General features: G+C 45.2%; 14 protein-coding genes. 5 read left to right on the top strand and 9 right to left on the bottom strand.

Features of this window, described 5'->3' with window-relative positions; all coding sequences use genetic code 11:
- Nucleotides 1-53 precede the first annotated feature (53 nt).
- The 7 genes from yidC to CWO08_RS20115 all read right to left on the bottom strand — a co-directional run bounded on the left by yidC (nucleotide 54) and on the right by CWO08_RS20115 (nucleotide 4,904).
- The gene (gene yidC / locus CWO08_RS20145; RefSeq protein ID WP_048657814.1) at nucleotides 54-1,676 is read right to left on the bottom strand and encodes a membrane protein insertase YidC; all 1,623 of its coding nucleotides are present in this window, start codon (nucleotides 1,674-1,676) and stop codon (nucleotides 54-56) included.
- Nucleotides 1,677-1,678: 2 nt separating this feature from the next.
- Nucleotides 1,679-1,936 (bottom strand): membrane protein insertion efficiency factor YidD, encoded by a 258-nt coding sequence (yidD, locus tag CWO08_RS20140; RefSeq protein ID WP_004735802.1) that lies wholly within the window; start codon nucleotides 1,934-1,936, stop codon nucleotides 1,679-1,681.
- On the bottom strand, nucleotides 1,903-2,226 hold the full coding sequence (gene rnpA, locus CWO08_RS20135; RefSeq protein ID WP_017055478.1) for a ribonuclease P protein component: 324 nt from the start codon (nucleotides 2,224-2,226) through the stop codon (nucleotides 1,903-1,905). Before rnpA ends, yidD begins: the two co-directional genes overlap by 34 nt.
- Before the next feature lie 45 nt (nucleotides 2,227-2,271).
- A complete protein-coding gene (gene rpmH / locus CWO08_RS20130) occupies nucleotides 2,272-2,406 on the bottom strand; it encodes a 50S ribosomal protein L34 (protein WP_004735800.1) in 135 nt (44 codons plus the stop codon).
- A gap of 207 nt (nucleotides 2,407-2,613) precedes the next feature.
- Nucleotides 2,614-3,351, bottom strand: coding sequence for an amino acid ABC transporter ATP-binding protein (locus CWO08_RS20125; RefSeq protein ID WP_048657813.1), 738 nt, complete (start codon nucleotides 3,349-3,351; stop codon nucleotides 2,614-2,616).
- Nucleotides 3,348-4,019 carry an amino acid ABC transporter permease gene (locus CWO08_RS20120; RefSeq protein WP_009848134.1) on the bottom strand — a complete coding sequence of 224 codons (672 nt, stop codon included), beginning with the start codon at nucleotides 4,017-4,019 and terminating at the stop codon, nucleotides 3,348-3,350. The genes CWO08_RS20125 and CWO08_RS20120 overlap by 4 nt, the downstream gene beginning before the upstream one ends.
- A 135-nt stretch (nucleotides 4,020-4,154) precedes the next feature.
- Complete coding sequence (locus CWO08_RS20115) at nucleotides 4,155-4,904, bottom strand: amino acid ABC transporter substrate-binding protein (protein WP_009848135.1); 750 nt, start codon at nucleotides 4,902-4,904, stop codon at nucleotides 4,155-4,157.
- Between the two features lie 310 nt (nucleotides 4,905-5,214).
- Here CWO08_RS20115 and dnaA point away from each other — a divergent pair, with 310 nt between their 5' ends.
- The 4 genes from dnaA to gyrB all read left to right on the top strand — a co-directional run bounded on the left by dnaA (nucleotide 5,215) and on the right by gyrB (nucleotide 11,386).
- Complete coding sequence (gene dnaA, locus CWO08_RS20110) at nucleotides 5,215-6,636, top strand: chromosomal replication initiator protein DnaA (RefSeq protein ID WP_019825569.1); 1,422 nt, start codon at nucleotides 5,215-5,217, stop codon at nucleotides 6,634-6,636.
- An 81-nt stretch (nucleotides 6,637-6,717) separates the two neighbouring features.
- Nucleotides 6,718-7,818 carry a DNA polymerase III subunit beta gene (gene dnaN / locus CWO08_RS20105; RefSeq protein WP_108020976.1) on the top strand — a complete coding sequence of 367 codons (1,101 nt, stop codon included), beginning with the start codon at nucleotides 6,718-6,720 and terminating at the stop codon, nucleotides 7,816-7,818.
- A gap of 53 nt (nucleotides 7,819-7,871) precedes the next feature.
- Nucleotides 7,872-8,951, top strand: a complete 1,080-nt coding sequence (recF, locus tag CWO08_RS20100; RefSeq protein WP_019825571.1) for a DNA replication/repair protein RecF — start codon at nucleotides 7,872-7,874, stop codon at nucleotides 8,949-8,951.
- A gap of 17 nt (nucleotides 8,952-8,968) precedes the next feature.
- Nucleotides 8,969-11,386 carry a DNA topoisomerase (ATP-hydrolyzing) subunit B gene (gene gyrB / locus CWO08_RS20095; RefSeq protein WP_017058811.1) on the top strand — a complete coding sequence of 806 codons (2,418 nt, stop codon included), beginning with the start codon at nucleotides 8,969-8,971 and terminating at the stop codon, nucleotides 11,384-11,386.
- A 239-nt stretch (nucleotides 11,387-11,625) separates the two neighbouring features.
- Here the strand turns inward: gyrB and CWO08_RS24300 are convergent, their stop codons facing one another.
- Nucleotides 11,626-11,748, bottom strand: a complete 123-nt coding sequence (locus CWO08_RS24300; protein ID WP_258185402.1) for a hypothetical protein — start codon at nucleotides 11,746-11,748, stop codon at nucleotides 11,626-11,628.
- Nucleotides 11,749-11,890: 142 nt separating this feature from the next.
- Here CWO08_RS24300 and CWO08_RS20090 point away from each other — a divergent pair, with 142 nt between their 5' ends.
- Nucleotides 11,891-12,325, top strand: a complete 435-nt coding sequence (locus CWO08_RS20090; protein WP_009848140.1) for an Hsp20 family protein — start codon at nucleotides 11,891-11,893, stop codon at nucleotides 12,323-12,325.
- A 128-nt stretch (nucleotides 12,326-12,453) separates the two neighbouring features.
- Here the strand turns inward: CWO08_RS20090 and CWO08_RS20085 are convergent, their stop codons facing one another.
- Nucleotides 12,454-13,707, bottom strand: a complete 1,254-nt coding sequence (locus CWO08_RS20085; RefSeq protein ID WP_108020975.1) for a valine--pyruvate transaminase — start codon at nucleotides 13,705-13,707, stop codon at nucleotides 12,454-12,456.
- Nucleotides 13,708-13,718: the final 11 nt, after the last annotated feature.

Genomic DNA, 13,718 nt, shown 5'->3' with positions numbered 1-13,718 from the left:
AACAAAAAGGCGACCTTTTGGTCGCCTTTCTTTATCTCTTTCTATTATCGAACTTACTTAGAATGTAAGCCTTTCTTTTCCAGCGCGCGGTAGATAAGCGTTTGCTGAATCAGAGTTACAATGTTCGATACTAGCCAGTATAGAACTAGACCTGAAGGGAAGAACAGGAAGAAGAATGTGAACATAACCGGCATAAAGGTCATGATCTTCTGCTGCATTGGATCCGTTACAGTTGTCGGGCTCATCTTCTGGATTAGGAACATTGAAGCACCCATCAGAAGTGGCAAGATGTAGTATGGGTCTTGTGCAGAAAGGTCAGTAATCCAACCGAAGAACGGTGAGTGACGCAGTTCAACAGACTCCATTAGTGCCCAGTATAGCGAAATGAAGATAGGCATTTGCAGAAGGATAGGTAAACAGCCACCTAGTGGGTTTACTTTCTCTTTCTTGTAAAGCTCCATCATTTCTTGGCTCATGCGTTGGCGGTCGTCGCCAATACGCTCACGCATTGCAGTCAGCTTAGGCTGAAGCATACGCATTTTCGCCATAGACGTGTACTGAGCTTTCGTTAGTGGGTACATAGCACCACGAACGATGAAAGTTAGACAGATGATTGCCAGACCCCAGTTCACAACGATGCCTTGAATGAATGAAAGCAGAGTATGAAGTGGTTTAGCAATGAACCATAACCAACCGTAGTCAACTACTAGGTCTAGGTTTGGTGCAACAGCAGCCATTTGGTCTTGAAGTTTAGGACCAACCCAAAGCGTTGCTTTGAAGCTTGCTTCGTCGCCAGTAGCAATGGTTTTGTTCGGCATGCGAACACCGATGTCGCCAAGGTTACCAATGACACGAGTGTAAAGGTTGCTGCCTGCTTCGTCGCGTGGAATCCAAGCACTTGCAAAGTAGTGCTGAATCATCGCTGCCCAACCTTGACCGTTTGCTAGGTTAAGAGACAGGTTGCGATCTTGCATATCGTCGAAGCTGTATTTTTTGTAACGCGTATCTTCCGTAGAGTAAGCACCACCACGGTAAGTTGGCATTGTTAGGCTACCACCGTCATCCATAACGTTTTGACGTAGGTGAGCGTACATGCCGAATGTTGCGTTATTGCCAGAGTTGTTGATTACATCGTATTCAACGTCAATCGCGTAGCTTCCGCGTTTAAGTACGAATGTTTTTGTGTAATCAAGGCCGTTCGCTTGGTAAGTCATTGGGATGCGTAGTTCATCCTGACCATCAGCAAGCGTGAAGCTGTCTGCTGAAACTGTGTAGCTTGGGCGGTTTGTGCTGCTTAAATCGATACCTTGAGGACCCACTAGACCGCTTTGAGCGATAAATTGGTGACCAGGTTCGTTTTTAAGAAGAACAAAAGTGTCTTCAGAATCGAACTCAGCAGAGTAATCGTTTAGGTTTGCTTTAACGACATCACCACCAACCGTATCAATTGACAGAGTCAGTACATCAGTTGTTACTGTGATAGTTTTAGCAGAAGAAGAAACTTGACCAGGAGCCGGGTCTAGATCATCTGCATAAGATGGCGCTGGTAGGGTGCTGCCAGATTGTGCCTGCTCAACCGCTTGTGGTGCTGGATTCTGAGCTACGTTCCATTGTTGGAACAGTAGGAAAGAAACCAAAGCCAATGCGATTAACAGGATATTACGTTGAGAATCCATCGTTATTTATCTCTGTCTTGTTTTTGGACTGGTGGAACGGGGTCAAAGCCCCCTTCGTTCAAAGGATGGCATTTTAATAGACGTTTGCCTGATAACCAACACCCTTTTACAAAACCGTGAGCTTTCAACGCTTCTATCGCATATAAAGAGCAGGTTGGAGTAAATCGGCAGCGTGGGCCGATGAGTGGACTAATAAACCATCTATAAAAATAGATGGGTATTAGCGCTATCCACGCGAAGGGCGAGACAGGCGAAGCCATAATTTGTCGAGTAGCTTGAACATTTCTTCATTGCTTAAATCTTGCGCGCTCTTCTTAGCGATTACAACAAAATCTTTGTTAGGAAGTTTGTGTTGAGTGTTACGAAAGCTTTCACGAGTAAGACGCTTGAATCGATTACGACCCACGGCGGTTTTAATCTGCTTTTTCGGAACGGCTAATCCAAGACGAGGATTTGAAAGAGAGTTATTTCGGGCAATGATGGTGAAATGAGGGGAGCCAGCTCGATGAGCTTGCTTGAAGACATTTTGATAATGTTCGGGAGTTAACAAGCGTAACTCCCGACCGAAGGCTAGCTTATTCAAAATAATCAAAGATTACTTAGAAAGACGCTTACGGCCTTTTGCACGACGTGCATTGATTGTTGCGCGACCGTTCTTAGTAGCCATGCGAGCACGGAAACCGTGAGTACGCTTACGCTTTAGAACTGTAGGTTGAAAAGTGCGTTTCATTTGTAATTACCTTACTGATCAGTAGTTTTAGGTTTTTGTTAAACCCGGCGTGGGCATTTTTTCTCTTCTTTATATAAGAAAGGAAAACCGACGCCTCTCAACAAAGAGGCGGAATTGTAATCACTGTCACAAAAAGTGTCAATGATTGGGTTAACTAAAATTCCGGTCGGGGGATTATACGTAGAATAACTAAAATCACAAGGATCCTTAGTCGATCCCAACCTTATTTAAGAATTTTTTTAATTTAGGATCCTGTGGATTACCAAAAATATCCTGTGGAGATCCCTGCTCAACAATATGGCCGTCAGCCATGAAGATCACTCGGTCTGCGACCTCTCTAGCGAACTGCATTTCATGGGTAACCACCAGCATGGTTTGATGCTGATTTGCCAGTTTTTTCATTAGGTTAAGAACTTCGCCAACCCACTCAGGATCGAGCGCTGAAGTCGGCTCATCAAACAGTAAAAGCTCGGGTTGTAGTGCCATTGCACGGCCAATACCCACCCGTTGTTGCTGGCCACCAGAGAGCGCGGCTGGGTAGCTCTCACCTTTGTCTCCCAAGCCAATATCATCAAGTATTTGTTGTGCTTTTTCATGGGCTTGCTGCTTTTTCCAACCACGAACGGTAATTAAACCTTCAGCAATATTCTGTCTCGCGGTTTGGTGAGCGAACAGGGCATAGTTTTGGAACACAAAACCGGTCTTACGACGCAGTGCCAGCACCTCTGCTTTGGTGTGTTTCTGAGCATCGACATTAATATCATCAATCGAAATAGTGCCTTGATCGGCTTGCTCTAGAAAGTTCACACAACGCAGTAAAGTAGATTTACCAGTCCCACTTGAACCTATGATGACAATTATCTCACCTTGCTTGATTTCTAGGTCGATCCCTTTCAAAACTTCGGTGTCACCAAACTGCTTGTGGATATTTTGTAATTTGATCATCGTACATACGCCTTATTCAGTTTCACTTCGGCCCAAATTTGAATACGAGTGAGGATAACCACCACGCCCCAGTAAATCAGCGCTACCGCTAAGAAAGCTTCGAAGAAGCGGAAACTAGAAGAAGCCTCCATCTGAGCTTTAGCCATGATTTCGGCGACACCTAGGGTGAAGGCTAGTGAAGTCGACTTGATCATGTCGATGAAGTAGTTCATCAATGATGGCAGTGCCACGCGAGTTGCTTGCGGTAAGATCACTCGGCGCATCGCTTGGCTGGTTGTCATACCGACCGAAAGGCTGGCTTCCATCTGGCTGCGATCAATACCGATAATCGCGGCACGAATACTTTCTGCCATATACGCGGCAAAGTGCAGGGTTAAGCCAATCACAGCGGCGCTGAAGGCATCCAATCCAACCATCCACGGGAAGACTTGTGGTAAGCCGTAATAAAGGAGAAACAGCTGCACCAACAGTGGTGTGCCTCGGAAGAAGCTAATGTAAAGCTGGCTCAGTTGGTCGAGTACTGGGATTTTGAATACACGAATATTCGCCAGTATCAGAGACAGGATCAGAGCAAAGAACAAGCCCCAAGTCGCCATCTCCATCGTGGTGCCTAAATACTTTAGTAGTATCGGCAACAGCTCTAGCATGTAATTAAAGTCAAATCCCATAATCTATCTCGTATTTTTATTGGAAGTGTTGTTCTATATGTAAGTACTGTTCTATCAGGTTTTTTAATCAGTGCACAAAAGCAAAAAGCCCACCGCTGTATAAAGCAGTGGGCCTTGAATGGAGAAAGTGAGTAATTACTTCTGAGTAATGTCCGCACCAAACCATTTCTGAGAGATACTTTCTAGCGTACCATCTGCGCGCATTGCTGCTAATGCTTCATTTACTTCTGCTTGCAGTTTTTTGCCGTTATCGTTGTCCACGAAAGGCCAAGCGTTTTCAATGGTTTCGAATGGCTGACCAGCTAGTTGTAATGGTAGACCTGTCTTCTTGATAAGCTCTAATGCTGATAGGCGATCCATTACGAATGCATCTGCACGACCCAATGCGACATCATGTTCAATACCTGTATCGTAGGTTTTCACATTGATCTTGCCATCTTTGTCGTAGCTGCGAAGCAGTTGTTCAAAGTTTGAGCCTAGGTTTACCGCAACCGTCTTACCATCTAGGTCTTCGATACCTTTAATGCTGTCATTACCTTTACGAACGGTAATTTGTGCGCCGTCTACTACGTATGGGTCTGCGAATAGGTATTTCGCTTTACGTGCATCTGTCATTGTAATTTGGTTTGAAATAGTATCGATGCGACCCGTTTCAAGAAGACCAAACAGACCAGAGAAGTTTGCCGTTACGTATTCAACCTTGTAATCGTTACGCTTACCGATCTCATCCCATAAATCTACTTCAAAACCTTGTAGCTGGTCTTGCTTAACGAACGTAAACGGGAAGTAGCGACCAGACATGCCGACTTTAACTTCAGTCGCAGCTTGAACAGTAGCAGCAGAGAGTGCGATAGCCGCAATTGCAGCCTTAATCCAGTTATTCATTTGGTAACTCCTTATATTTATAGGGTTGGATGTTACTGGGAAAATGCTCAATAGAATAAATAACCAGATGTTATTAACCATAACCAGATTGAATTCCCAATTTGGGGATAACTAGCAAGGATCCGGGCATAAGTGGATCATTGTGTGAGTAAATTAGGGGCAAGATGTGTGGATCCACCGATTAATTACAAATTTATTGTGAATAACTTGGATCTTATTCACTGGATCTGTGATCAATTGCTGGTGATCTGACTTATCAACAGGTAAAATTAGCAGTCATTTCATATTACTTAAATAGAGTGGGGGCACCGTGTCATCTTCGCTTTGGTTGCAGTGTTTGCAACAGCTTCAAGAAGAGTTACCAGCTACAGAATTCAGTATGTGGGTTCGTCCGTTACAAGCGGAGCTCAATGACAATACTCTAACTCTATTTGCACCGAACCGTTTCGTACTCGATTGGGTTCGTGATAAGTATCTAAATAGCATTAACCGTTTGCTGCAAGAATATTGCGGCAACGATATCCCACATCTTCATTTTGAAGTGGGAAGCAAGCGTGTGATTGCACCAAAGCCTGCGACACCAGCACCGACTCAGACTCGTACTGCAGCCGATGTGGCCGCTGAGTCATCAGCACCTGCGCAATTACAAGCTCGCAAGCCTGTCCATAATATTTGGCGTGATGAAGAGCCTGTCGCGGTTGATTTGAATCACCGCTCAAACGTGAACCCAAAACATAAGTTCAATAACTTTGTTGAAGGTAAGTCGAACCAACTGGGTTTGGCTGCGGCACGTCAGGTTTCTGATAACCCAGGAACAGCCTACAACCCGTTGTTCCTATACGGCGGCACTGGTTTAGGTAAAACGCACTTGTTGCATGCGGTGGGTAACGCCATTGTTGATAATAAGCCAAATGCGAAAGTGGTTTACATGCACTCAGAACGTTTTGTTCAGGATATGGTAAAGGCCCTGCAAAACAACGCGATCGAAGAATTTAAGCGCTACTACCGTAGTGTTGACGCATTGCTTATAGATGACATCCAATTCTTTGCCAATAAAGAGCGTTCTCAAGAAGAGTTCTTCCATACCTTTAACGCGCTGCTTGAAGGTAACCAACAGATCATCCTAACGTCTGACCGTTATCCAAAAGAGATCAACGGGGTAGAGGATCGTCTTAAATCTCGCTTCGGCTGGGGTTTGACGGTTGCGATTGAGCCACCAGAGCTTGAGACGCGTGTTGCGATCTTGATGAAGAAAGCAGAAGACCACCAAATTCACCTTGCGGATGAAGTGGCGTTCTTTATTGCCAAGCGCCTGCGCTCTAACGTTCGTGAGCTGGAAGGCGCATTGAACCGTGTTATTGCCAATGCAAACTTCACTGGCCGTCCGATCACGATTGACTTCGTGCGTGAAGCACTGCGTGACCTACTTGCACTGCAAGAAAAACTGGTCACTATTGATAACATTCAAAAGACAGTAGCCGAGTACTACAAAATCAAAGTCGCTGATCTATTGTCTAAGCGTCGTTCTCGTTCTGTTGCTCGTCCACGCCAATTGGCGATGGCACTGGCGAAAGAGCTAACAAACCACAGCTTGCCTGAGATTGGCGATGCATTCGGTGGTCGTGACCACACGACGGTACTGCATGCTTGTCGTAAGATTGCTCAGCTGCGTGAAGAGAGCCACGACATTAAAGAAGATTATTCGAACCTGATTCGTACCCTTTCTTCTTAATACACAGTATTCTTAACCTTAATAAGCAGAATCTTGGCCACGTACTATTACGCAGTGCCATTTAGACCGTAAGAGCAAGATATGAAATTTACCATTGAACGTAGTCACCTGATTAAGCCATTACAACAAGTATCTGGCGCACTCGGTGGCAGGCCAACGCTTCCAATTCTAGGAAACCTACTGATTAAAGTAGAAGATAACGTGTTGTCGATGACAGCGACGGATCTAGAAGTTGAACTGATCAGCCGTGTAACGCTTGAAGGTGATTTCGAAGCGGGCAGCATTACCGTACCTTCACGTAAATTCCTAGATATCTGCCGTGGATTACCAGATAACTCAGTGATCACTGTGGTATTGGATGGTGACCGTATTCAGGTTCGCTCTGGTCGTAGCCGCTTCTCATTAGCAACATTACCTGCGGCAGATTTTCCTAATATTGAAGACTGGAGCAGTGAAGTTGAAGTGTCAGTGACACAAGCTGAACTTCGCGGTCTTATCGAGAAAGCGCAATTCTCAATGGCGAACCAAGATGTTCGTTACTACCTCAACGGTATGTTGTTTGAGATTGAAGGCTCTATCCTGCGCAGCGTGGCGACCGATGGTCACCGTATGGCAGTATCTCAAGCACAACTGGGGGCGGATTTTGCTCAGAAGCAGATCATTGTTCCTCGTAAAGGTGTGCAAGAGCTAGTGAAGCTATTGGATGCACCTGAACAGCCAGTAACACTACAAATCGGTAACTCTAACGTGCGTGCGGAAGTGAACAACTATGTCTTCACTTCTAAGCTAGTAGATGGTCGTTTCCCTGATTATCGCCGCGTAATGCCGCAAAATACCACCAAGACACTTGAAGCTGGCTGTGATGAATTACGTTCAGCATTTTCTCGTGCTGCGATTCTATCGAATGAAAAATTCCGTGGTGTTCGCGTTAATCTTGCGGATAGCGAGATGCGTATTACCGCGAACAACCCAGAGCAAGAAGAAGCAGAAGAAGTACTCGATGTTAACTTCGACGGTGATGCTCTAGAGATTGGCTTTAACGTAAGCTACGTATTGGATGTTCTGAACACACTGCGTTGTGAACAGGTTCGTATCTCAATGTCAGACGCCAATGCGAGTGCTCTTATTGAGAACGCACAAGATGACAGCGCGATGTACGTTGTTATGCCAATTCGCTTATAAGCTGCCCCATGTTGACCTACCGAGTCGTGATTGAAGATTAATATGAAGACGTTATGCCTTTATCGCGCTTAATCGTTAAGCAGTTTAGAAATATTGAAGCCTGTGACATTCAACCGTCATCAGGCTTTAACTTTCTTATAGGGGCTAACGGAAGCGGCAAAACCAGCGTCCTTGAAGCGGTGTATCTGCTCGGACACGGTCGCTCATTCAAGAGTTCACTTACCGGTCGTATCATACAAAACGAGTGTAGTGAGCTGTTTGTACACGGCCGTTTTATGACCTCGGATCAATTTGAGCTGCCAATTGGCATTAATAAGCAGCGCGATGGCACGACAGAGGTTAAAATAAGCGGTCAAACTGGGCAAAAGTTGGCTCAGTTAGCTCAAGTATTACCTTTGCAGTTGATTCACCCCGAAGGGTTTGATTTACTGACAGATGGACCTAAGCATCGCCGAGCATTCATTGATTGGGGAGTCTTCCACAGTGAGTCGGGCTTTTATGATGCGTGGGGCAGGGTAAAGCGCCTCAATAAGCAGCGAAACGCCTTATTGAAAACGGCAACCCACTATCGAGAGCTGAGCTATTGGGACCAAGAACTGGCCCGTTTAGCTGAAAGCATCAGTCAGTGGCGTGCCACCTACGTTGATCAGCTCAAAGAAGTCGCCGAAGAGATCTGTGCGACCTTCCTTCCTGAGTTTGAGATAAAGATTAACTATTATCGTGGCTGGGACAAAGACACCCCATACGCCGAGATATTAGAAAAGAATTTTGAAAGGGATCAGCAACTTGGTTACACCTTTAGTGGACCCAACAAAGCGGATCTGAAGATAAAAGTGAACGGCACTCCAGTGGAAGATGTCTTGTCACGAGGTCAATTGAAGTTGATGGTGTGCGCGCTACGAGTAGCACAAGGGCAACACCTCACTCAAATGACAGGTAAGCAGTGCATCTATTTAATAGATGACTTCGCTTCCGAATTAGATAGCCAACGCCGAGCACGTCTTGCTGAGTGTTTGAAGGCGACCCAGGCTCAAGTTTTTGTAAGCTCTATTACCGCTGATCAGATTGCAGATATGCATGACGAAAATAGCAGGATGTTTCATGTGGAACATGGCAAAATAGAGCAAGGATAATTAGTCAGAGAGTAACTATGTCAGATAATTACGATTCATCGAGTATTAAAGTACTGAAGGGTCTGGATGCGGTACGTAAGCGTCCTGGAATGTACATTGGCGACACGGATGATGGTACCGGTCTGCACCACATGGTTTTTGAGGTGGTAGATAACTCTATTGATGAAGCGCTAGCTGGTCACTGTAATGACATCATTGTAACTATCCATGAAGATAGTTCTGTGTCTGTAAGCGATGACGGCCGTGGTATTCCAACAGAATTGCACCCAGAAGAAAACGTATCAGCAGCAGAAGTAATCATGACGGTTCTTCACGCTGGTGGTAAGTTCGATGATAACTCGTACAAGGTATCTGGTGGTCTGCACGGTGTTGGTGTTTCAGTAGTTAACGCACTTTCTAAGCAAGTTACTCTTACTATCCACCGTGGTGGCAAAATCCACACTCAAACCTACAGCCACGGTGAGCCTCAAGCGCCACTAGCGGTTATCGGTGACACGGATAAAACAGGTACAGAGATTCGTTTCTGGCCGAGTGAAGAAACCTTCACTAACATCGAGTTCCATTACGACATTTTAGCTAAGCGTCTACGTGAGCTATCATTCTTGAACTCAGGTGTATCAATTAAGCTAATTGATGAGCGCGAAGAAGACAAAATGGATCACTTCGAATACGAAGGCGGTATCCAAGCGTTTGTTGAGCACCTTAATACCAACAAAACGCCAATCATCCAAAAAATCTTCCACTTCAACTCTGAGCGTGAAGACGGTATTACCGTTGAAGTTGCGATGCAGTGGAATGACGGCTACCAAGAAAATATCTACTGTTTCACCAACAACATCCCTCAACGCGATGGTGGTGCTCACTTAGCTGGTTTCCGTGCGGCGCTAACGCGTACTCTGAACAGCTTCATGGACAAGGAAGGCTTCTCTAAGAAAGCGAAGACTGCGACCTCTGGTGATGATGCTCGTGAAGGTTTGACAGCGATTGTTTCTGTTAAAGTGCCTGATCCTAAGTTCTCAAGCCAAACTAAAGATAAGCTGGTTTCTTCAGAAGTGAAGTCTGCCGTTGAATCTACAATGGGTGAGAAGTTGTCTGAGTTCCTGATTGAGAACCCAGGTGAAGCGAAAACAGTTTGTTCTAAAATTATTGATGCAGCACGTGCTCGTGATGCAGCGCGTAAAGCTCGTGAAATGACTCGTCGTAAAGGCGCATTAGATTTAGCGGGTCTTCCAGGTAAGCTTGCTGACTGTCAGGAAAAAGATCCTGCACTGTCTGAACTATATATTGTGGAAGGAGACTCTGCTGGCGGTTCAGCTAAGCAGGGTCGTAACCGTAAGAACCAAGCAATCCTACCGCTGAAAGGTAAAATCCTTAACGTAGAGAAAGCACGTTTCGATAAAATGCTGTCTTCTCAAGAAGTAGCAACGCTAATCACAGCTCTTGGTTGTGGTATTGGCCGTGACGAATACAACCCAGATAAACTGCGTTACCACAACATCATCATCATGACCGATGCCGATGTCGATGGTTCTCACATCCGTACTCTGCTACTGACGTTCTTCTACCGTCAAATGCCAGAGCTGATTGAACGTGGCTACATCTACATTGCTCAACCGCCACTTTACAAGGTGAAGAAGGGTAAGCAAGAGCAGTATATTAAAGATGAAGATGCAATGAACCAGTATCAAGTATCTTTGGCTCTAGACAATGCAGAACTGCACGTTAACCCTGAAGCGCCAGCATTTGCAGGTGAAGGTTTAGAGAAGCTTGTTCAGCAATACAATGCAGGCATCAAGCTTGTTGATCGTATGAGCCGCCGTTACCCACGTGCATTGGTTCACGAACTGATTTACGTTCCTCGTCTAACGGCTGAGCAGTGTCATGATGATGCGGCAGTTGAAGCTTGGGGTAAGCAGCTTGTTGAGCAGCTAAACGCGAAAGAAGTAGGTGCGAGCCAATACAGCCTTGAAGTTGAAAAACACGAAGAGCTAGGCTTAAGCGTTCCTAAGATTGTGGTTCGTACTCATGGTGTGACTCATGAACATCTACTGAGCATCGATCTTATTAACTCTAAAGAGTTTGGTAAGCTAGCGGATCTTTCTGAAGCACTTGATGGCTTGATTGAAGAAGGCGCTTACATTAAGCGTGGTGAGCGTACTCAAGAAGTTTCTAGCTTCGTTGATGCTCTGAACTGGTTAGTGAAAGAGTCTCGTCGTGGTCTAAGCCTACAGCGATACAAAGGTCTAGGTGAGATGAACCCGGATCAGCTTTGGGAAACGACAATGGATCCTGAAACTCGTCGTATGATGCAAGTAACGATTGAAGATGCTGTTGGTGCTGATCTGTTGTTTACAACGTTGATGGGCGACCAAGTAGAACCGCGTCGTAACTTTATCGAAGAGAATGCATTGAAAGTAGCAAACCTAGACGTTTAGTACCTTTGATACTTCGCTCTTTCGCTTAATTTCTGTGTCAGAGGTGCTCACATACATTCGTATGCTCCGCGCCTCTTCCTTGAACTAAAACGAAATAGCTTCGTCTCAAAAAACTCAATATCTTATTGAAAAGACTGTCAGAAATGACGGTCTTTTTTGTTTTTAAGTGATTGAAAAATATTGGATTGGAAAAATAATTGAAAATAGATGCTTGAAACTGATTTGCTCAATCCACATATCTAGTTGTGAAGAGGATGACTGTCTTGCTCTACAAGAGAAGAAACAGAACCTTCATTACCGCTGACGAAGTATCGCTCAACAGAGGATAACTTTAGCAGCACACAACTTAAAAATTGATTCATTGTCATGTCCCAGCGTTGTTGCCAATAGAGGTGAAACCCGAGGAATGCGAATTGAATCTCTTAGCTGTTTACTGGGTCACACACAGGTTCGATCTAAGTAAAATTCGCAGCTAAGACTATTGCTTACTAAAAGGATAGCATTATGAGAACTGTAGATTTCACTCCACTTTACCGCAACGCAATCGGCTTTGATCGTCTATTCAATATGATGGAAGCGAACACATCGAAGAACTCTTCTGGCGGTTACCCTCCATACAACATCGAGCAAAAAGACGAGAACAACTACCGTATTACTATGGCCGTTGCTGGTTTTGCTGATGACCAATTAGATTTGACTCAGAAAGAGAACATGCTAATTGTGAAAGGTGAGCGTAAAGCAGAAGCAGAGAAAACCTTCGTATATCAAGGTATTGCAGAGCGCGATTTCGAGCGCAAATTCCAACTGGCTGACTACGTAAAAGTAGTAGGAGCAAGCATGGAAAATGGTCTTCTTCACATCGACCTAGAACGCGAAATCCCAGAAGCGATGCAACCACGTAAGATTGCTATCAACGGTAATAGCCTACTAGAAGGTTAATTACTGTTAGCTCCTTAGAGCTAAAAATTATCGGGAAGTAAAAGTGAAAGAGCACCTCATGAGGTGCTCTTTTTGTTTGTCTTATCAGTGTCATTCCATAGAGGGAGGAACGACCGAGTAGGGAATCTCTATTTGCTTTCGCTGTAAGCCTTTTTCACTTCTTCAGCAATGATCGCAATACCTTTCTGCATCGCTTCATCATCTTGTACGTAGTTCATGCGTAAGCACTGGTGAGCATGATCCCACTCATCTTCTTGGCCGATAAAGAAGTATTCGCCCGGAACAATCAATACGCCGCGAGCTTTAAGGCGGTCGTACAGTTCCATGGTGGTGATTGGTAGCTCATCAAACCATAACCATAAGAAGATAGCGCCTTCAGGTTTATGGATACGGAAGCGTGGGTCATCGATAGCGTCTTGTAGTAGTTCTACTGCACGTAAAGATTTCTCTTTATAGAAAGGCTTAATCACTTCACTGCTCAAGCGCAGTAGGTCACCGTTCTCAATCATGTGGTTGGCGATTGCAGGCCCAACACTGCTTGGCGCTAAGCTGATGATGCCATTCATGTTGGTTAGCGCTTGGGTGACTTCTTCGCTCGCAATTACGATACCGCAACGCACACCCGGCAAACCAAGTTTAGACAGGCTCATGCACAGAATCGTGTTTTCATTCCAGAACGGTTCGACATCTTCAAAAATGATGTTTGGAAACGGTAGGCCATAAGCGTTGTCGATCAGTAGCGGGATGTTGTTCTCACGCGCGAGCTTATCCAGTTTACGTACTTCCTCATCTGTCAGTACGTTACCGGTTGGATTGGTGGGGCGAGACGCACAGATAGCCGCGACTGAGTCATCTACCTTGAGTTGTTCAAAATCGACGTGGTATTTGAACTGTCGGTTTTCTAGCAGCTCGATCTCTGGGTGGTAAGAGATAAAGATGTCGTCATCAATGCCTGCATCACCGTAACCGATGTATTCCGGTGCGATCGGCAGCAAGATCTTCTTATGTGAGCCGTCAGGCTGTTGGCCTGCTAGTAGGTTGAATAGATAAAAGAAGCCGCTTTGACTGCCGTTAGTTAGGCTGATGTTCTTCTCGCTGATGTCCCAGCCATAAGTCTCTTTTAGCATTGCAGCTAATGACTTAATGAAGCTGTCTTTACCCTGCGGGCCATCGTAGTTGGCGAGGGCGGCGATGAGTTCTCCACTGGCGAGCATGTCGGCACTGGCTTGGTTAAAGTAATCGAGCATGGTTGGGATAGCGGCTGGGTTACCACCACCGAGCATGATAGCGCCAGGAGTGCGCAGACCATCATTCAAATCATCCATTAAACGAGTGATTCCAGAGTATCGATTAAACTTTTCGCCAAACTTAGAGAACTGCATTACTTATTTTA

This window comes from Vibrio sp. 10N.286.48.B8 (assembly GCF_003050085.1).
GTDB lineage: Bacteria > Pseudomonadota > Gammaproteobacteria > Enterobacterales > Vibrionaceae > Vibrio > Vibrio crassostreae.
The sequence above is the reverse complement of the archived record's forward strand: the minus strand, read 5'-3'. Positions and strand labels throughout refer to the sequence as shown.